We start from the raw sequence: 19596 nt of genomic DNA, 5'->3' as shown, positions 1-19596 counted from the left end.
CGTGGAGTGCCTCGGGATGACCTTCGAGTCGGACGAGGTGCGCCGGCAGTACTTCCTGCGCAACTGCGGAGAAGCTGCCGGAGTTCCGCAACCTGCTGAAAGGACGCTTTCGTCCTGCGCGCCAAGGCGAAGGACCGCTGGTTACGTCCCGGATCCGCGCAACGCCGCCGATCTCGACGAGTGGCGAATTGTGCTCCAGGAGGATCCGAAACTGCTGATGTGGTACGATCAGGCGCAGATTCGAGAATGAGGTTAGGCAAAGGAAATGTACTGGTTGCAGTCTCACTACAATCTGATTTGCTACGGTCATTCGGATAACGATGTCTTTCGGAGCAAGTCCGGGACCAGTTGGTTTCCCAAGAGCAGGGTATTCGAGGCCACGGATACTCATCTGTCCGAACACTACGAGAGCGACTTGTCAAGATTAGCTGAACTCCCGACTCTGGTAGTGGCGGAGGCAATGCCAAACGGGAGCACTCGAACCCCGGCGTTCTTGAGTCGAATCGACAGAGTGTATCAGTCGGGTAGCCGGATTACATTCCAGTTCCATCACCTGTATGGCGGCATGAGCTCCGAGGACATTTTCGGCCTGAAGGAGCTCCATTTGGGCCAGTGGGAGCATTCGCGTACACATTGGGCTGTTAAAGAAGGTGCTCTGCTGGACGAGGTTTTTCATCACATCGAAGATGGATCGAAAACCGGTCCGAGACTCTTTACCACTCCCGAATGGCCTCTTCCACCGCTCGGACATGTAGCCGTGATGATGCCCTTCAGTCGGGATTTCGATCCGGTGCACGAGACGATCAGGATCGCTTGTAGTGATTTGGGCCTCGCAACCCGTCGGGTCGACGAGATCTATGGACCGCAGAGGATCATGGACGACATATTTTCGACCATCGCACAAAGTCAAGTGGTTGTGGGCGATCTCACGGGACGGAATCCCAATGTATTGTACGAAACCGGTCTCGCACATGCGCTCGACCGGGATGTAGTGATCATGGTGCAGAATGATCAGGACGTGCCCTTCGACTTGAGGCATATACGCTTCATAAAGTACCTTCAGAACACCGAAGGTCTGGTAAGGCTGAGGGTGGAGTTGCGAGAATCGCTGCGGGAGGTGTTGCGTCCGCGGCGCGAGGTCACTACTACCGCTCCGTGAGACAACCCGGAATCCCGTGGTCCTTCAACAGCAAGCGGAGACCCTTTGAGTTGACGGGTGGCTATGCCAATCGACGTGTCAAGCCTGTGGGAGCAGGTCGCACTCGGTGAAGACACGGATCTCGAGCTGAAGGAAGCTCGATTCCGCGGCGGCCGCGTGTCAGGCCCGCGCCGCGACGATCTCGCTGACGAGCTCGCGGCGTTTGCCAACGCTCGCGGCGGCCGTTTGGTTCTCGGTGTAGCCGACGACCGGAGCCCGCAGGGTCTCGATCCCGGGCAACTGGATGCGCTGGCAAACCTCGTGACGGAGATCTGTTCCGACAGCGTCAAGCCGGCGCTGGACTTCGGTGTTTTCCGGGTGCCGGCCCCGGAACCGGCGAACGGTGGCGCGCTGGTCGTCGAGATTCCGGAGAGCGCGACGGTGCACCGGTCTCCCGGCGGACACTTTCGCCGGCGGGGAGACAAGAAGCGCCAGATGGATTCCGCGGAGGTCCGCCGGCTGTCGCAGGCGCGCGGGCAGTCTGATGTCGCGGCCACCGACACCCAGGTCGTGCGGAATACCGGGATCGGCAGCCTGCGGCCGGCGTTGTGGCGCCAGTACGTGAGCTCGCGCTCGGACGAGCCGGCGGAGATCGCCCTGTCGAAGCTGAAGTTCCTGAAGGAGGACCGGCGCGGCGCGCTGCGGGCGACGGTCGGCGGCGTGCTACTGGCGGCGGACGATGCGCGGGAATGGTTGCCGAACGCCTGGATCCAGGCCGTGTGCTACGGCGGCGACCGCATGGACGCCGGCCGGCAGTTCGACGCCCGGGACGTCACCGGTCCGCTCGACGAGCAGATTCGCGAGGCAGTGCGCTTCGTGGTCCGCAATCGGCGTGTTGCGGCGTACAAGGACCCGGCGCGCATCGACGTTCCGCAGTTCAGCGAACGCGCGGTCTTCGAGGCGGTGGTCAACGCGGTGGTGCATCGCGACTACGCGGTGTCGGGGTCGCGGATACGCCTGTTCATGTTCGACGATCGGCTGGAGCTGTATTCGCCCGGCGGGCTGTGCAATTCGATGACGACCGACGACCTGCGCACCAGCCAGTTCACGCGCAACGAGCTGCTGGCGTCCCGGCTGGGTCAGTGCCCGGTGGGCGACGTGCCGGGCGCGGGCGGGCGGCAGTACTTCATCGAACGGCGCGGGGAGGGCATCGGCGTCATTCAGGACGAGACGTTCGCCCTTGCTGGCGAACGGCCGGTCTTCGAGTTGATCGGCGAGCGGGAGCTGAAGGTCGTCCTGCCGGCGGCGCGGCCGCCGGTGTCCGACGGCGTCGCGGTTCGCGTCGTGGTCAGGCACGGCGACACGGGTCAGCCGCTGCCGGGCGTCGACGTGCTGCTGCTCTATCCCAACAACACGTATCGCGAGGCGCGGACGGACGCCTTCGGGCGCGCCGAGTTCGTGGTCTACGCGAAGCTGCCGATGAGCGTGTTCTGCGCCGCGGCGGGATTCATGGCGCACGTGGCGCGCGACTATCAGCCCGGCGAGCCCCTGGAGGCTCGCCTGCGGCCGGCCCCGAACGGGGGATCGCTCGTCATCGCCGACCGGACGGGGCATCTGCCGGGCATTCAGGGGCGGCTGAATCCGAAGCTCGATGCGCTGGATCGAACGTACCTCTACGCGAACAACGTGGCCATCAACGACGGCCGGACCCAGCCGGTGCGTTTCGTTCTGAACGAGCCGGTGCACCTGACGGACTCACAGGGCGCCCGCGCCACGTTGTGGTTTCGCGAGATGATCGGCGCGTCGTGCGTGTTCGACTACGAGTACACGGCCTGATGCGCCGCGCCGTCCCGGAAATCAGCGGCGGTGGCCGGCTGGCGAGATGACCTGCTGCGGGAGATGGATGAGGCCAGGCGAACGTCAAGTGATCAATCCGGCAAGCCGACGCGGCGCCGGAAGTCCTCCTCGTCCACGCACGCGAGCGCCGCGGCCATCAGCACCTCGCGCGGAAGAGCGGCGAGTGCGGCCGGTGCGCCCGGAAACCGGTCCGACACCGGAATCCCGCGCACCTGGAGCGTGCTGCGGACGAGCACGGCCAGCTCCTCGACCTGCCCCGCGGCCCGCCCCTCGGCGCGTCCGGCAGCGCGTGCCTGCTCGCCGAGCGTGCGCAGCAGCGGCGTGTCGTCGGGGCCGGTTCCCTCCTGTGCGCCGAGCGTCCGTCCGACACGCTCCAGTACACGCCACGTGTGTGCGGTCGTCGCCGGCTCGGTCAGGGCCGTGTGGATCTCCGCCGCCGTCCAGCCGGGGAAGGCGCGGCTCGCCGCCGCGGACCGGTACCGCCCGCCCTGCAGCCGGTGGATGGTCACCCCCGCGGGGCGCCGGCGACGCGCCCCCGCCGGCGGCACGACGACCCACAGCTCCGGAAATCCCCACGATTCGTAGAGCGGCAGCTTGCCGGGCCGGACGTCCGTCGTGTGGTCCACTTCCAGCACCACGTCCGGCAGGTCGTGCTCGCCGATGACCAGCGATCCCTGCGGCATCCGCGCCCGGCCGGGGTGCAGGTAGAGGGTCTCGTCGGCCTGCATCATCCGCTCGGGAGCGCCGCGGGCATCCCGAACGAGCAGGTCGACGGATCCGAACGAGGCGATCGGCGTGCCCCGCACCAGGGCGATCCGCTCCGCGAGATGAATCAGCCGCCGCGACGTGCCCTCGTGGATGCCGCCGGTCGGCTCAGCCACTACCCACGCCGTCTCGGTCCGGGCGTCCCAGTACTCCAGGCGGCTCTCGAAGTCCGGGAGCCGGTCGGTCAGCAGGCGCACGGGGCGGCATCCGGGGAAGCGGGCGGCGTAGTCCACGGGCGCGGCGCGACTCCGCCCCGAGTCCGGTGCCCGCGCACGGGTTTCCGCTGCCACCTCGCCACCCATTCCCGATCGCCCATGGGGCATCATACCACCGTGTATTCACGTGTCTTTCGCCGCCGGTCGCCAACCGGTTTCATGTCAGAATGAAAGGTTGGCCTGATCGAAGGAGGGCTGGGAATGCCGGTGCGGCAGGTGCTCGAGCGGGGCGGGGTCCCGGTCAAGATCTTCACGGACGACGTGGACCAGGCGTCCATCCAGCAGCTCGCGGCGGTGTCGCGGCTGCCGATCGTCGTGGGCCACGTGGCCGCCATGCCCGACGTGCACGTGGGCATCGGAGCGACCGTCGGGTCCGTCATTCCGACCAGGCGCGCGCTGATCCCGGCCGCGGTCGGCGTCGACATCGGCTGCGGCATGAGCGCCGCGCGTCTCACGCTGGACGCCTCGAAGCTGCCCGATTCACTGCGTCCCGTCCGTGAGGCGATCGAGGACGCGGTGCCGGTCGGCTTCTCCGCCCATGCGGAGCCGGTCGCGGACGCCGGCGTGCTGGACGCGTTGCGGCCCGGCCTCGCACGCATCCTGGAGCGCCACGACCGCATCGAGAAGATGATCCGCGGCGTGCGCGCCAAGTGGCCGCGGCAGCTCGGCACGCTGGGCGGCGGCAACCACTTCATCGAGGTGTGCCTCGACGAGGCGGACCGGGTCTGGGTGATGCTCCATTCCGGCAGCCGCGGCGTGGGTAACGTGCTCGGCCGCTACTTCACGCAGCTTGCGAAGCGCGACATGGAACGCCACCTCGCCCGCCTGCCGGCCAGGGACCTCGCCTACCTGGAGGAGGGCTCGGACCACTTCGCCGACTACGTCGACGCGCTCACCTGGGCGCAGCGCTACGCCCTCGAGAACCGCCGTCTGATGATGACGCGCATCCTTGCCGCGCTGCGGGGGCTGCTGCCGCCGTTCGGGGTGGACGGGAGGGCGGTGGAGTGCCACCACAACTATGTGGCGGAGGAGGAGCACTTCGGCGAGCCGCTCTACGTGACCCGCAAGGGAGCGATCCGGGCCGGGCGCGGCGACCTGGGCATCATTCCGGGCAGCATGGGGGCGCGGTCGTACATCGTGCGGGGGCGCGGATCGGAGGAGTCGCTCCAATCGTGCGCCCACGGGGCGGGGCGGCGGATGAGCCGCTCGCAGGCGAAGGCCGCCTACACCGCGGCAGACCTGGAACGCCAGACGGCGGGCGTCGAGTGCCGCAAGGACGCCGGCGTCGTCGACGAGATCCCCGGCGCCTACAAGGACATCGACACGGTGATGGCGAACTCCTCCGATCTCGTCGACGTGGTCCACACCCTCAAGCAGGTCGTCTGCGTGAAGGGGTAGCGCCTCGAAACAGCGGCGGCGGTAGCGGCTTGACATGTCCCTGTTGTTTTTGAATAATCAAAATACAAAACATGCATACCACAAAATCACAGTTTCTGTCCTGCAAAATAGCGGCCGTGCTGCTCGCCGGCTGCGCGGCCGCGGCTTCCGCGCAGCAATCCCCGGAGCCTGCGGGCGGCGCCGCGACGTCCCGGACCGGGCCGATCTCCGGCTACATGGACTTCCACGTCAACGACGCGCAGCACGCCGACCCGGTGCTCGACTTTCACCGCTTCGTGCTGCTCTTCACCCACAGCTTCTCGGAGCGCGTGCGCTTCGTGTCGGAGCTGGAGCTGGAGCACGCCGTCGTCTCGCCGGAGACGGACGGGGAGCTGGAGCTGGAGCAGGCCTACGTCGACTTCCTCGTCAGCCGGCCGTTCAACCTGCGGGCGGGGATGGTGCTGGCGCCGGTCGGGGTCATCAACGAGCGGCACGAGCCGCCGGTTTTTCACGGCGTCGAGCGGCCGTTCGTGGAGACCTTGATCATCCCGACCACCTGGTTCGGAGCCGGGGCCGGCGTGCACGGCGAGCTGCGGGGCGGCTTCCGCTACCGCGCGTACGCGATGGAGACGCTCGACGCGGCGCGGTTCAGCGCCGACGAGGGGCTGCGCGAGGGGCGGCAGAAGGGCGCCGAGGCGAACGGCCGGCACGTGGCCGGCACCGGCCGGGTGGAGTACGTGGGAACGCCGGGCCTGGTGCTCGGCGCCAGCGTGTGGAGCGGCGACACGGGGTTCGCGTTTCCCCGCGTGGACACCGGCGTCACCCTGGCCGAGGCCGACGGGCGCTGGCGCGTCGGCGAATTCGCCCTGCGCGGGCTCTACGCGCACGTGTTCCTCGACGGGATGGAGGACCTGAACCGCGCCGTCACGCGCATCACCGGCGTCAGCCCCAACGTGGCCGAGCAGATGCGCGGCTTCTATCTGGAGGGCTCGTACTTCATCGTCCCCCGGCCGGCCCCGCGCGAGGTGGCCCTGTTCCTGCGCTACGAGAATTTCGACACGCAGTACCGCATGCCGGCCGGGTTCGCGCCGTTGCCGGCGTTCGACCGCGACGCCTGGATTCTCGGCGCCACCTGGTTTCCCGATCCCGACGTGGCGGTCAAGGTGGACTACACGGTGCTCCGCAACCGGAGCACCGTCATCGACGGGCCCAACGCCTTCAACGTCGGGCTGGGGTGGTGGTTCTGATGCGGCGCCGGCTGGCAGCGGCGGTTCTGGCGGCCGGCGTGCTGCTGCCCGGCGTGGACGGGGGGCCGGCGCGGTCGGCCGCGGCCGGGTTGGAGGCGGCCCGCGGCCCGGGGCGTGGGCAGGAGGCGGCCAGCGGTCCGCGGGATGAGCAGGTGGCGGCTTGCGGGCCGGTAGATCACGAGCGCCGCGTCGTGCGGATCCTGGCCGAGCGGTTCAGCTTCACGCCGTCCGAGATCCGCGTGGCGCGCGGCACCACCCTGGAGCTGCGCATTCGAAGCGACGACACGATGCACGGATTCCGCATCGTCGGCCGCAACGTGAACCTGCTGGTGCCGAAACGGCGCCAGGGCGAGGCGGTGGTCGTCTTCGAGGCGGTCGAGGTCGGGCGGTACGACTTCGAATGCTCGCGGCTGTGCGGGGCCGGCCACAACTTCATGCGGGGCGCGATCGTCGTCGAGGACCACTCGCCGGCCGATCGGCGGGGCGCCGCCGTCGAAGCGCCTGCCGGGAGGGCGTCGAGCGGCGCGGACGGCGGTGGATCCCGATGATCGCCGAGCGGTGCGGACGGCGGTGGATCCCGATGATTGCCGAGCGATGCGCGCTTGCACGGCGGTCGGCCGCGGCCGGAGCGGTTGCGCGGAGGGGGGCCACGGCCGGGGCGGTGCTGCTGGCGCTGGCGTTCCTCGCGGTCGGGCGGCCCGCGGCACAGCATCAGGTGCTGCCCGGCGATCCGCTGCCCGGCCTGACCCCGGTCGAGTTCGAGGAGTTCATGCTCGGCCTCGACGACTTCCTGGAGGTCGAGGACGCCGAGGAAGGGCTCGGCCCGGCCTACAACAACACGAGCTGCGCGGGCTGCCACAACGTGCCGGCCATCGGCGGGATCGCGCCCATGACCACCACGCGCGCCGGCATCCGGGAGCCGGACGGAACGTACCGCGACGTCGAGCCGGGCCGCGGCTCGCTGTTCCAGATCTTCTCGATCCCGACCCATGCCTGCCAGTCGGTGATCCCGCCCGAAGCGAACGTCATCGCCAAGCGGGTTCCGATCCCGCTGTTCGGCGCCGGCCTGATCGAAGCGATTCCCGACGCGGCGCTCGAGGCGCTCGCCGATGCGGACGATCTCGACCGCGACGGGGTCAGCGGGCGGGCTCCGATCGTTGTCGATCTGGCGACCGGCGAGCCGCGGGTGGGCCGCTTCGGGTGGAAGTCGCAGCGGGCGACGCTGCTAGACTTCGGGGCCGACGCCTATCGCAACGAGATGGGGATTACGAACGACCTGTTTCCGGCCGAGCTCACGTTCCGGCTGTCGGCGCGGCAGCTCGCGCTCTGCGACGAGGCGCCGGACCCCGAGGACATCGTCGATCCGCCCACCGGCCGGCGCGGCATCGACAACTTCGAGTCGTTCATGCGGCTGCTGGCGCCGCCCGCGCGGGGACCCCGCTCGCCGCTGACGGCGCTGGGCCGCGAGGTCTTCGACGCCATCGGCTGCGCGGCGTGCCACGTGCCGGTGCTCGCGACCGGACCGAGCGCCAATCCGCTCTTCGACCGGCAGCCGGTCGCACTGTTCTCGGACCTCCTGCTGCACGACGTGGGGACCGGCGACGGCATTCGGCAGGCCAGCGCCGAGCCGGACGAGATGCGGACCCCGCCGCTCTGGGGCCTGCGTTTTCGGCGTCCGCTGCTGCACGACGGCAGCGCCGCCACGGCGGTCGAGGCGATCCGGCGGCACGGGAACGAGGCGGCCCTGGCGCGGGAGGGCTTCGAGCGCCTCGCGCCGGCCGACCGCGCGGCGCTGGCGGCGTTTCTCGACTCGCTCTAGGGCGTCCGTCCCGCTTCTACGCCGCAGCTTCCGAGAATCGCGGCGGAGACGCTGACCGCCCGGTGCGCGACCGACGCGGATCGCGGATTCTCACGCGGCCCGGAGGCCGGTCGCCGTGGTACGCTTCTGCCGCGCATGCCGCCCTCCAGCACCGTCGAGAACTATCTGAAGGCCATCTATCAGGCCGAGATCGCTCACGGTGAGGATGGCGCGCTGGTGCCGATGGGGCGGCTCGCCAGCGCCCTTCACGTGGTGCCCGGGACCGCCACCACGATGGTGAAGGCCCTGGCCGACTCGGGGCTCGTGCGCTACGAGCCGTACGCCGGCGTGCGCCTGACCCCCGCGGGGCAGAAGCTGGCCGCGCTGGTGCTTCGCCGCCACCGTCTGATCGAGCTGTTCCTGGTGAAGGTGCTGGACATGAGCTGGGCCGAGGTGCACGACGAGGCCGAGCGGCTCGAGCACGCGGCGTCCGATCGACTCATCGACCGGATCGACGCCATGCTCGGCCGGCCGGCGGTCGATCCCCACGGGGATCCGATTCCGGACCCCGACGGCGCCATCGCGAGGCCGCGCTACCAGAGCCTGCTGACCTGTCCGCTGGACACGCCGGTCGTTCTGACGCGGGTCACCGACCAGGACGCCGAGTTCCTCCGCTTCCTGGAGAGCCACGACCTGACGCCCGGCCAGTCGATCCGGGTCGCGGTGCGTGACTCGGCGGCCGATCACGTGCAGGTCCGCGTCGCGCCGGATCGTCCGGTGATGATCGGCATGCGGGCGGCGGCGAAGCTGCTGGTGGCGCCGCGCGGTTGAGCGCGGTTGGGGAGGCGATGGACATCGATCGGGAGAAGTGGTCGGGCGAGGGCGACTTCACCGAGCAGTTGCTGGCGTGGCTCGCCGAGCGGGACGACATCGTCTTCCTGCGGGTCGAGGACGCGGTGGCGACGCGGGCGGAGGTCGACTACAACTTCATCAGCAACGAGATCTACGTCGGCTTCCGGACGCGCGACCGACAGGAGCGGCGCCGCCTGTGGGGCGTCATCCCCGTTCGGCGGACCGTGGCCGAGAAGGTCATGACGATGGAGGCGCTCGAAACGGCCCTGGCGGACGAGTCGGAGCTGGGGGAGCCGGACTACGCCGACGAGGGCTTGATCCAGTACCTGCACACCCAGCGGGTGATTCCGCCCTACCAGACCCGGGGCTACAAGCTGATCGAGCTGGTGCGCATCTACGAGGCGGGCGCGGCGCCGCGGGACTGACGGGACGACATGGACACCGGAGACGTTCGGCGCCGTGTGCGGCGCGCCATCGACGACGCGCGGTCGCGGGCGCAGGAGAGACGCCGGCACGCGGCGGCGGCCGAGGAGGAGGGGCGGCGAGTACTCCGTGTCGTGGCCGCGCCGCTCTTCAGGACCGTGGCCTCGGCGCTGAAGGCCGAGGGCTATCGCTTCGCGGTGGAGACACCGGCGGGAGCCGTGCGCCTGTCGCCGGGCGGCGCCAGCGAGGACGTCATCGAGATCGCGCTCGACACGACCCGGGATCCGCCCGCGCTGATGGGCAGGATGACCTACGCGCGGGGCCAGCGCCTGTTGAGCGACGAGCGCGTCGTCGCCGAGCATCCAGCCCTCGGCGACCTCGCCCCGGAAGCGCTGCTGGATTTCGTACTGTCGGCGCTGGCGCCCGTGGTGGAACGGTAGCTCAGACCGCGCCGTCGTTCGCCAGCCGCTCGATTTCCGCTGCCGAGTACCCGAGCTCGCCGAGAATGGCGCTCGTGTGCTGTCCCAGCACCGGGGGCGGCGTGCGAACCGCCCCCGGCGTGTCGCCCAGCTTGACCGGGACGCCGAGCTGGCGGATGGCGCCGGCCACCGGATGCTCCAGTGCGATTACCATCGCGCGCTCGACGATCTGCGGGTCGGTCAGCACCTGCTCGAAATCGCGAACGCCGCCGCAGGGGACCCCGGCCGCCTTCAGCTCCGCCAGCCACTCCGCGGCCGGCCGCGTGCGCAGCCGCTCGACCAGCAGCGGACGCAAGGCTTCCCGCGCGCCGACCCGGTCCTTGTTGGTGCGGAACCGCGGATCGTCGGCCAGCGCCTCCAGGCCGAGCACCCCGCAGAACGTCCGCCAGAGCTGATCGTTGCCGGCCGCGACGACCAGATCGCCGTCGGCGGCCTCGAGGGTCTCGTAGGGCGTGATCGTCGGGTGCAGGTTGCCGAGCTTGCCCGGCGGCGTGCCGGTGGCGAAGTAGATGCCCGCCTGGTAGGTAAGCAGCGCCGCCACCGAGTCCAGCATGCCCACGTCGACGAGCTGCCCGCGGCCGGTGCGGTGCCGGGCGAGCAGGGCGACGGCGACGCCGTAGGCCGAGAACATCCCCGAAGCGATGTCGGCGATGGCCACTCCCAGCCGGTAGCCGGGGCCGTCGGGCGCGCCGGTAATGCTCATCAGGCCGCCTTCGCCCTGCATGACCGCGTCGTAGCCCGGTTCCCGCCGCCGGGGGCCGGTCTGGCCGAAGCCGGAGATGGAGCAGTAGACGAGGTCCGGCCTCCGCTCGGAGAGATCCGCGTAGCCCAGCCCCATCCGGTCCAGGGTGCCCGGCCGGAAGTTCTCGACCAGGACGTCGGCCCGCTCGATCAGCGCGTCCAGCACCTTGCGTCCGCCCGGATGCTTCAGGTTGAGGGTGACGCTCTCCTTGTTCCGGTTGATGCTCATGAAGTAGGCGCTCTCGCCGTCCTGGAACGGCGGTCCCCAGGCGCGGGTGTCGTCGCCCTTGCCCGGCTGCTCCACCTTGATGACGCGGGCGCCCATGTCGGCGAGCATCATCGTGCAGTAGGGGCCGGAGAGCACGCGGGTCAGGTCGAGCACGGTCACGCCGTCGAGGGCGCCGGGCGTAGCGGACTGCTTCTCTGTCATGGTTGCGGTTTCCTGGTCGGAGCGGAGTGCGATCTATCCCGCGGCGTCGGCGCCGGCCGGGAACCGGGCGGCCCGTTGCGGCAGATCGGCCAGCACGCGGTCGAGCCGGGCGAGTCCTTCCCGCAGGGACGCGGCGCGGCCGCCGCAACCGATCCGCAGCCAGCCGTCGAGGCCGAAGTGGTCGCCGGGAACCACCAGCACGCCGGCGGTCTGCCGGAGACGGTCGGCGAGCGCGGTCGATCCGATGTCGTGGCCGTACCGGACGAATCCGATCGCCCCGGCCTCGGGGGGCACCCACGCCAGATTCCCGGCGTGCGCGTCGAGCCAGGCGCCGACGATCGGGAAGTTGGCGGCGATCAGCCGCCGGGTGCGCTCCAGCAGGGCCGTCCGGCGGGCCGGGACCAGGGCGTGGCGGGCGAGCCGGTCGCTCAGCGCACTCGGGGCAATCGTCGTGTAGTCGCGGCGGCTCCAGAGTTCGGCGGCCATGTCCTCGGCGGCGATCGCCCAGCCGATGCGCAGGCCGGGCAGGCCGTAGGCCTTCGACAGGCCCCCGGTGACGATCACCCGCTCGGTCCGGCCCCACACGCTCGGGGTCTCGACGCCGTCGTGCTCGACGCCGCGGTAGATCTCGTCGGACAACACCCAGGCGCCGTGACGGCCCGCAATCTCGCAGACCGCCGCCACCTCGGCCTCGGTCAGCCGCGCCCCGGTCGGGTTGTTCGGGTTGCAGATGGCGACGAGCTTCGTGCGAGCCGACACCAGCGCGCGCAGCTCGTCGACGTCGGGCGCCCAGCGGGGTGACGGCTGGGCGCGCTCCTCGCGCAGCGGCCAGGGCCGGACGATGGCGCCGAACCCCTCGGCCAGGCCCTGCACCTGCCCGTAGTTCGGCTGCATCACCACGACCTCGTCGCCCGGCTCGATCAGGCGCCAGCAGGCGACGAAGTTGGCCTCGGCGCCGCCGTTGGCGACGAGCACGTGGTGCTCGGCGGCGCCGGGGAGGGTTGCCGCGACGGCGGCGCGCAGCTCGGGCGTCCCGTTGGACTGGGTGTAGGCGAGCGGCTGGTCCAGCAGCAGTCCGGCGGCGTCCGGGCCGAGCAGCTCGCCCACTTCCAGCGGCTCCACGCCGCTCTCCGTCAGGTTGATCTCGACCCGGTGCTCGTGGAGCGACTGGAAGCGCTCGAGCTCGAAGGGGGGGATTCTCATGACTCGACCTCGGTGGTTCCCTATCCTCGCCGGCCCCATCGTACAACGCGATGCGGATCGGCCCCCCTTCGAGGTCGCGCTCGCCGACGCCCGTTCATCGCGACGGCGGCAGCGCGAACGTGACCAGCACGTTGCTGCCCATCGGCGCCTCCAGCTCCGGCGCGTAGTTGCTCATGCGAAATATCGCCGCACCGCCCACCGGCACGGTGAGGTACTGCTTCCCGCCCGCCTCGTAGGTGACCGGAAAGCCGGTGATCTGGCTGCCCAGAATCGTCTCCCACAGCACCTCGCCGGTCTCGGCGTCGAAGGCGCGGTAGCGGCGGTTCAGGTCCCCGTGGAAGACCACGTTGCCGGCCGTGGCGAGCGTCGACCCGGCGTTCGGCGCCCGCTGCGTGTAGCGCCACGCCTCGCGCCCGGTCGAGATGTCCACGGCCCGCACCTCGGTCAGGTGGCCGTCGTCCTCGAAGCCCGGCTCGGGCTGCGTGAACCGCGGGCTCGTGCCCGAGACGGTCCGGTCGTTGGCGGTCTGGTTCAGGCAGGACCGGTTGATCGGGATGTAGAGCATGCCGGTCCGCGGGCTGTACGACCACGACCACCAGCCCTTGACGTTGTGCCCGCAGATGACGAACTGGTCGCCGACCTCCCGCGCCACCAGGTCCATGTTGATGAAGACCTGTCCGGTCGCCGGGTCGATGTCGCTGATGACGAACCGCTCCGTGCTCTCGTAGGGGAGCGGGTGCCCCCACAGGAACTCGCCGGTTTCGCGATCGAGGACGAACAGGCCGCCCGGCTCGCCCATCGTCACGGCGACCTTGCGCTGCTCGGCCGTGCCGGCGAGGCGCGGGTTGATCCACATGACCGCCTCGGGGTCGGGGTCGACCACCGTGTCGATGAGGGTGCGCTCCTGCACGAAGTCCTGGTCCCAGTCGTCGCAGGGGAGGTGCTGGTAGTACCACTCCATGGCGCCGTCGCCGACGGCGAGGGCCACCGTCGAATTGGAGTACAGCTCGCAGGGCGTGCTGTCGCCGACGTCCCAGTGGCCGCGGCGCATGATGCGGGTATAGGGCATCGGGACGGCGATGCCCCAGTAGATGAGGCCGAGCTCCGGATCGTAGCTGCCCGGGGCGCCCCACGCCGACACGTGCATCCGCTCCGACGTCGGCACGTTGCCCCACGTCTGCCCGCCGGGGTCGTCCGCGCCGGCCGCCGTGTAGACCCGCCAGAGCTCCTCTCCGGTGTCCGAATCGTGGGCCGAGATGAAGCAGCGCGCCGGGATCTCGGTGGGGAAGCAGGCCCTCCCGGCGAGCACCCTGCCGTCGATGATCATGGCGCCGGTAGAGTGGGTGATCCCCGCTCGGTAGTCGGCCATCTCGGTGTCGAAGGCCACCTCGCCGGTGCGCGCGTCCAGCGCCAGCAGGTGCGCGTCGGCGGTCAGGTGGTAGATGTGGTTGCCGTAGATGGCCAGGTTCCGGGTCCGGTTGCCCAGCGTGACGTACTGGCGCAGGTCGGCCGGAAGCTGCCGCCGGTAGTCCCAGAGCAGGTCGCCGGTCGTCGCGTCGAGCGCCTGGATGTGATCGTCGTTGTTCGCCAGATACATCACCCCGTCGTAGACGAGCGGCTGGGTCTGCTGCGGTCCCTCGTCCATCGCCCGCATCCAGGCGACCTGGAGCGTGTGCACGTTGTCGCGGTCGATCTCGTCCAGCGGGCTGTAGGTCTGGAAGTCGTACGTCCGGTGCGTCATCAGCCAGTCCCCGGGGTCGGGGTTCCGCAGCATCTCGTCGGTGACCGGCACGAACGGCCGCACCTCGCGGGTGAGGGTCTCGCCCTGCTCCGCGCTCAGCAGGGGTGAGAAAGCCAGCATCGCCAGTCCGAGCAACAGGCTCGCCAACGCAAGCGGTCGATTCGGCATCGTCATCTCCTCAGGAGCGGCTTCGGCGTCCGTACGGCGCAGGATCACCCTCGTCGCTGCCCGCAACCATACGCCAACCGGGTGCGTTTCGCACCTTCGGGACTGCCTCCGGCCGCCGGTTCGCCAGGTCGGCGGGACAGTGCCGCGGACACTCGCGCCGCGCCGTCCGGTCAGGTTGCGGAGCGTCCCCGCGGGGCCTTGTCACGGCTTGGGCGAGGCGCGTGATCGGTTAGGATCTAAAGGGTTATGGATGATCACGGGCTGCGCGTCTACGACTCGATTCTCGGGCTGCTCTCCGACGCCGACAACCCGACGCCGCTGGTTCGCCTGAACCGCGTGACGCCGTTCCGGCACACCCAGGTCTACGGCAAGCTGGAGTGGTACAACCCGTTCGGGGCGGTCAAGGACCGGGTCGCGGCGAACCTGCTCGCGGACGGCGAGGCGCGGCAAACGGTGCAGGAGAAGCAGAAGCTGGTGGAGCCGACCTCCGGCAACACCGGCATGGCGCTGGCGATGATCGCCAACGCGAAGGGCTACTCGCTGACGACGCCGCTGTCGAGCGAGATTCCGCTGGAGAAGCGCACCATGCTGCGGTTCTTCGGGGCCGACGTGATGGAGCTGGCCGACACCCTGTGCCCGGCCCCGGGCGCCCCGGAAGGCGCTATCGCGAAAGCGATGGAGATCGGCGACCGACCCGATTTCCACATGCTGAACCAGTACGTCAACGAAGCGAACCCCGAGGCGCACTACAAGACGACGGGGCCGGAGATCTGGCGCCAGACCGCGGGCCGGGTGACGCACTTCGTCGCCGGCCTCGGTACCTGCGGCACCATCACCGGGACCGGGCGGTTTCTCAAGGAGCAGGGCGACGGCGTGCACGTGCTCGGCGTGCATCCGAGCGAGGGGCACGACATCCCGGGCGTCCGCAGCATCCGGCAGCTCCAGCAGACGAAGCTGTTCTTCCCGGACGAGTACGACGGGCTGGTCGAGGTGAACAACCAGGAAGCGTTCGAGCTCTGCCTGCGGCTCAACCGCGAGGAGAGCCTCGTCGCCGGTCCCAGCTCGGCCATGGCCCTGGCCGGCGCGTTCAAGCTGGTGCCCGACGAGCCGGGCAACGTCGTGGTGGTGATCTTCCCCGACAACGCCTTCAAGTACGCCTCGTCGGTGGTGAAGCACCTGCCGGGGCTCGTCGCGCAGGGGGCGAAGCCGGCCGCGCTGCCGCCCAATCCGCTGCTCGACACGATGAAGGAGAACGTGCGGGGCAATCCCGACCTGACCATCGACGTCGAATCGGCGCACGCGCAACTTCAGAACGGCAAGCCGTTCGTGATCGACGTCCGGCCCCGGAAGCAGTACGAGGAGGCGCACGTGCCCGGCGCCGTCAACCGGCCGCTGGCCGAGCTGGCGGAGAACCACGCCGGGCTGCCGGCGGATCGCGACGCGCCGATCCTGAGCGTCTGCCAGCGCGGGAACGCGTCGCTGTCGGGGCTGCTGTTCCTCAAGTCGCTCGGCTACCGCAACGTGCGGAGCATGACGGGCGGCACGCTCGCGTGGCGGGAGAAGGGCTTCGCCATCGAGTCCGGCGCGGAGTCGGACTGAGCCGACGTGGGGCGACCGATGCTGACGCTGTGCGCCGAGGCCGACGCCGGCATCCGGCGCCACGGCCGGGAGACGTACCCGCACGAATGCTGCGGGGCGCTCATCGGCAGGGGCGATCGGGTGGTCGAGGCGCTGGCCCTGCCCAATACGACCGAGGAAGGATCGCGTCGCCGGTTTCGCGTGCGGCCGGTCGACTACCGCGCGGCCGAGCGGCGGGCGGACGCGCTGGGCGCCGATCTGCTGGGCTTCTATCACTCGCACCCGGACCATCCGGCGCGCCCGTCGCAGTACGACCTGGACCACGCCTGGCCCGTATTCGCCTACGTCATCGTCTCGGTCGCGGGGGGCGAGCCGGGGGCGCTGACCTCGTGGCGGTTGCGCGAGGACCGGTCGGCGTTCGACGAAGAGCAGGTCGCCATCGAGGAAACATCATGCCAACCAGGATTCTGATTCCGACGCCGTTGCGCGTCTACGTGGACAAGCAGGACGTCGTCGAGGCCGAGGGCGGTACGGTCGGCGAGCTGCTCGCCAACATGACGGCGCGGTACTCGGACCTGCGCAAGCACCTCTACAACGACGAGGGCAAGCTGCGCAGCTTCGTCGCCATCTACCTCAACGACGACGACATCCGCTTCCTGGAGAGGGAAGCGACGCCGGTCAAGGACGGCGACACCGTCAGCATCATCCCGTCGGTGGCGGGCGGGGTGGGGTCGTGACCGTGGCGGCGCCGCCGGCGCTCAGCAACGAGGAGGTCGCCCGCTACAGCCGCCACCTGATCATGCCGGAGGTCGGCATGGACGGGCAGTTGAAGCTGAAGGCGGCCAGCGTCCTCTGCATCGGCGCCGGGGGCCTCGGCTCGCCGGTGGCGATGTACCTGGCCGCGGCCGGCGTGGGCCGGCTCGGCATCGTCGACTTCGACGTGGTCGACTACAGCAACCTGCAGCGGCAGGTGATCCACGGCACGCCGGACGTCGGGCGGCCGAAGCTCGACTCGGCGCGCGACGCCCTGAACGCCATCAACCCCGAGGTCCATATAGAGACCCACGAGGTGGCGCTCTCGTCCGCCAACGCGCTCGACGTGCTGCGCGGCTACGACGTCATCGTCGACGGAACCGACAACTTCCCGACCCGGTATCTGGTCAACGACGCCTGCGTCATCCTCGGCATACCGAACGCCTACGGCAGCATCTTTCGCTTCGAGGGGCAGGCCTCGGTCTTCGGGGCCAAGGACGGCCCGTGCTACCGCTGCCTCTACCCGGAGCCGCCGCCTCCCGGCCTCGTGCCGAGCTGCGCCGAGGGAGGGGTTCTGGGCATCCTGCCCGGCGTGGTGGGCACCATCCAGGCGACCGAGACGGTCAAGCTCATCATGGGCGTCGGCGAGCCGCTGATCGGCCGCTTCCTGGTCTACGACGCGCTGCGGATGCGCTTCCGCGAGCTGAAGCTGCGCAGGGACCCGGACTGCCCGGTCTGCGGCGACGAGCCCACCCTCACGGAGCTCATCGACTACGACCAGTTCTGCGGCATCGTTCCGGCCGCCCCGGCGGCGCCCGAGCCGGCGGCCGGCGCCGGCGACGAAGCGACCGTCGAGTTGCTCAAGGCGCGCCTCGACAGCGGGGACGGTGTCTTCATCCTCGATGTCCGCGAGCCCCAGGAGTACCAGATCTGCTCCATTCCCGGATCGACGCTCATCCCCCTCGGCGATCTGCCCAGCCGCCTCCACGAGCTGGAAGGGCGCGGAGAGATGATCGTCCACTGCAAGTCGGGTGTTCGCAGCGCGAAGGCCGTCAAGCTGCTCCGCGAGGCCGGCTTCGCGCAGGCGAGGAACCTGAAAGGCGGCATCCTGCGCTGGATCGACGCCGTCGACCCGTCGCTGCCGAAGTACTGAGGTCTTCTCCGCTCGGTGGAGCGTTGATTCCGAGTCCGGGACGCACGCGAGATGACCGCCGACGCGCCGCTCGACGCTTTCGTGCCGGAACCGTTCAGGCAGCTCGACGACCCGGCGCGTGATCTGCCGCGGATCGCCAAGGATCGGTCCGCCATGGCGAAGATCAGTGCCGCCGTGGCGCACGTGCCGACTTGTCACCGGTTGTTGCTGGGGGACGCCCGCCGCGCCGTCCTGCCGCCCGAGTCGGTCCACCTCGTGCTCACCTCGCCGCCCTACTGGACCCTCAAGGAGTACCGCCGCACTGCGGGCCAACTGGGCTGGGTCGCAGACTACGACGAGTTCCTCGATCAGCTCGACGAGGTCTGGCGCATGTGTCATCGGGCGCTGGTGCCAGGCGGACGGCTCATTTGCGTCGTTGGTGACGTGTGTCTCTCCCGGCGCCGGAACAGCGGCCGGCATACGGTGGTGCCGCTACATGCGTCCATCCAGGAGCGCTGCCGCGCACTCGGGTTCGACAACCTGGCGCCGATCATCTGGTACAAGATCGCGAACGCGGCGCACGAGGTGGAGCGCGGCACGGGCGGTTTCCTGGGCAAGCCGTACGAGCCCAACGCCGTGATCAAGAACGACGTCGAGTTCATCCTGATGCAGCGGAAGGCCGGCGGTTACCGGCGGCCCAGCCGCGCCGCGCGCTCGCTCAGCCTGCTGTCCGAGGCGAGCTTCAAGACGATGTTCCGGCAGGTGTGGACGGATATCGCCGGCGCATCGACCCGGGACCATCCCGCACCCTATCCGGTTGCCCTCGCGGACCGGCTCATCCGGATGTTCAGCTTCGTCGGCGACACCGTGCTGGATCCCTTCACCGGCACCGCGTCGACGCAGGTCGCCGCGGCTTCGTGCGGCAGGAACACGCTCGGGATCGAGGTCGACCCGGTGTACTACGGAAAGGCGCTGGCGCGGCTGCGGAACGAAACGGCCAGCCTGCTGAGATCGACGGACGTAAGCATCGGCGAGATCGACAGGGAACAAGGACTGTCCGCCACGGCGTGAGGGCCACGGATGATCACTGCCCAGGACGCCGTCGACGACCTCTACCGGATAGCCGTCACCGAAGACAAAGCGACCTCGACTTCGCGGCTCGATGTGCTGGCCGACTTCTGCGTGCAGGAGCTGACGCGCCGCGGCGTGAAGGACGTCGAGAAGGAGGCGTCGATTCCTGGTGCCGGCCGGGAGAAGAGGTGGGACATCGCGTGGCAGTACGACAGGAAGTACCGCCTGGGAATCTCCCTCAAGTCACTGCTGAAGAACCTCGGGGGAACTGTTCCCAACCGAATCGACGACCTGGTCGGCGAGGTCGCGAACGCCCAACTTCACTCGCCGGAGATCGTGATCGGCTACATCATGATCTTCAACGTTGCGGAAGACAGCCTCTCCCAGAAGCATGGCTCGACGTGGTGCAATCTCTTTCGAGACCGCGCGACCTCCCTTTCCGGCCGTCGGCCGCCGTCCTGGACTACGGGAACCGTGGAGGACTTCGTGCTGGTGGAGGTGGATTTCAGTTCCGGTCCACCGATCCTGGCGACGTCGCAGACCTTCGACGCGTTCTTCGACACGCTGGTCGAGCAGGTCAGGGAGAGGAACCCCAACGCTATCCCTGTTTGATCGCCTCCAAGCGGTG

The 19596-nt window shown here is 69.5% G+C and carries 19 protein-coding genes; 15 read left to right on the top strand and 4 right to left on the bottom strand.

Annotated features, from left to right (window positions below; all coding sequences use genetic code 11):
• Positions 1–16 precede the first annotated feature (16 nt).
• The 3 genes from F4X11_15805 (at position 17) to F4X11_15795 (ending at position 2974) form a co-directional block, all read left to right on the top strand.
• Positions 17–250: a hypothetical protein gene (locus tag F4X11_15805; protein ID MYN66473.1), complete on the top strand. Its 234-nt coding sequence runs from the start codon at positions 17–19 to the stop codon at positions 248–250.
• Positions 251–565: 315 nt separating this feature from the next.
• Positions 566–1159, top strand: a complete 594-nt coding sequence (locus tag F4X11_15800; GenBank protein MYN66472.1) for a hypothetical protein — start codon at positions 566–568, stop codon at positions 1157–1159.
• Positions 1160–1216: 57 nt separating this feature from the next.
• Positions 1217–2974 carry a transcriptional regulator gene (locus F4X11_15795; protein ID MYN66471.1) on the top strand — a complete coding sequence of 586 codons (1758 nt, stop codon included), beginning with the start codon at positions 1217–1219 and terminating at the stop codon, positions 2972–2974.
• A 92-nt stretch (positions 2975–3066) separates the two neighbouring features.
• On the opposite strand, the gene F4X11_15790 is transcribed toward F4X11_15795, so the two are convergent.
• On the bottom strand, positions 3067–4086 hold the full coding sequence (locus F4X11_15790; GenBank protein ID MYN66470.1) for a hypothetical protein: 1020 nt from the start codon (positions 4084–4086) through the stop codon (positions 3067–3069).
• A 90-nt stretch (positions 4087–4176) separates the two neighbouring features.
• Here F4X11_15790 and F4X11_15785 point away from each other — a divergent pair, with 90 nt between their 5' ends.
• The 6 genes from F4X11_15785 (at position 4177) to F4X11_15760 (ending at position 10112) form a co-directional block, all read left to right on the top strand.
• Positions 4177–5373: an RtcB family protein gene (locus F4X11_15785; GenBank protein MYN66469.1), complete on the top strand. Its 1197-nt coding sequence runs from the start codon at positions 4177–4179 to the stop codon at positions 5371–5373.
• A gap of 71 nt (positions 5374–5444) precedes the next feature.
• A complete protein-coding gene (locus tag F4X11_15780; protein ID MYN66468.1) occupies positions 5445–6599 on the top strand; it encodes a hypothetical protein in 1155 nt (384 codons plus the stop codon).
• Between the two features lie 400 nt (positions 6600–6999).
• Positions 7000–8418, top strand: coding sequence for a hypothetical protein (locus tag F4X11_15775; GenBank protein MYN66467.1), 1419 nt, complete (start codon positions 7000–7002; stop codon positions 8416–8418).
• A 135-nt stretch (positions 8419–8553) separates the two neighbouring features.
• Positions 8554–9228: a metal-dependent transcriptional regulator gene (locus F4X11_15770; GenBank protein MYN66466.1), complete on the top strand. Its 675-nt coding sequence runs from the start codon at positions 8554–8556 to the stop codon at positions 9226–9228.
• 17 nt (positions 9229–9245) lie between these two features.
• Positions 9246–9674, top strand: a complete 429-nt coding sequence (locus F4X11_15765; protein MYN66465.1) for a hypothetical protein — start codon at positions 9246–9248, stop codon at positions 9672–9674.
• Positions 9675–9683: 9 nt separating this feature from the next.
• The gene (locus tag F4X11_15760) at positions 9684–10112 is read left to right on the top strand and encodes a hypothetical protein (protein MYN66464.1); all 429 of its coding nucleotides are present in this window, start codon (positions 9684–9686) and stop codon (positions 10110–10112) included.
• Between the two features lies 1 nt (position 10113).
• On the opposite strand, the gene F4X11_15755 is transcribed toward F4X11_15760, so the two are convergent.
• Genes F4X11_15755 through F4X11_15745 form a run of 3 tightly spaced genes read right to left on the bottom strand, consistent with a single transcriptional unit; the run spans position 10114 to position 14440 of the window.
• Entirely contained in the window at positions 10114–11322 is a 1209-nt protein-coding gene (locus F4X11_15755) for a CoA transferase (protein MYN66463.1), read from the bottom strand.
• A gap of 33 nt (positions 11323–11355) precedes the next feature.
• Positions 11356–12564, bottom strand: coding sequence for an aminotransferase class I/II-fold pyridoxal phosphate-dependent enzyme (locus F4X11_15750; protein MYN66462.1), 1209 nt, complete (start codon positions 12562–12564; stop codon positions 11356–11358).
• A gap of 55 nt (positions 12565–12619) precedes the next feature.
• Complete coding sequence (locus F4X11_15745) at positions 12620–14440, bottom strand: PQQ-binding-like beta-propeller repeat protein (GenBank protein ID MYN66461.1); 1821 nt, start codon at positions 14438–14440, stop codon at positions 12620–12622.
• 240 nt (positions 14441–14680) lie between these two features.
• Here F4X11_15745 and F4X11_15740 point away from each other — a divergent pair, with 240 nt between their 5' ends.
• The 6 genes from F4X11_15740 to F4X11_15715 are packed head-to-tail and all read left to right on the top strand — an operon-like array spanning position 14681 to position 19580.
• Positions 14681–16033, top strand: coding sequence for a pyridoxal-phosphate dependent enzyme (locus F4X11_15740; GenBank protein ID MYN66460.1), 1353 nt, complete (start codon positions 14681–14683; stop codon positions 16031–16033).
• An 18-nt stretch (positions 16034–16051) separates the two neighbouring features.
• Positions 16052–16483, top strand: a complete 432-nt coding sequence (locus F4X11_15735; protein MYN66459.1) for a M67 family metallopeptidase — start codon at positions 16052–16054, stop codon at positions 16481–16483.
• Positions 16465–16749 (top strand): MoaD/ThiS family protein, encoded by a 285-nt coding sequence (locus F4X11_15730; protein ID MYN66458.1) that lies wholly within the window; start codon positions 16465–16467, stop codon positions 16747–16749. The genes F4X11_15735 and F4X11_15730 overlap by 19 nt, the downstream gene beginning before the upstream one ends.
• Positions 16746–17918, top strand: coding sequence for a molybdopterin-synthase adenylyltransferase MoeB (moeB, locus tag F4X11_15725; GenBank protein MYN66457.1), 1173 nt, complete (start codon positions 16746–16748; stop codon positions 17916–17918). The genes F4X11_15730 and moeB overlap by 4 nt, the downstream gene beginning before the upstream one ends.
• Positions 17919–17969: 51 nt before the next feature.
• Positions 17970–18968, top strand: coding sequence for a site-specific DNA-methyltransferase (locus F4X11_15720; GenBank protein ID MYN66456.1), 999 nt, complete (start codon positions 17970–17972; stop codon positions 18966–18968).
• 9 nt (positions 18969–18977) lie between these two features.
• Positions 18978–19580 (top strand): hypothetical protein, encoded by a 603-nt coding sequence (locus F4X11_15715; protein ID MYN66455.1) that lies wholly within the window; start codon positions 18978–18980, stop codon positions 19578–19580.
• Positions 19581–19596: the final 16 nt, after the last annotated feature.

The organism is Acidobacteriota bacterium (genome assembly GCA_009861545.1).
Classification (GTDB): Bacteria; Acidobacteriota; Vicinamibacteria; order Vicinamibacterales; family UBA8438; genus WTFV01.
This window is presented reverse-complemented; position numbering and strand designations above follow the sequence as displayed.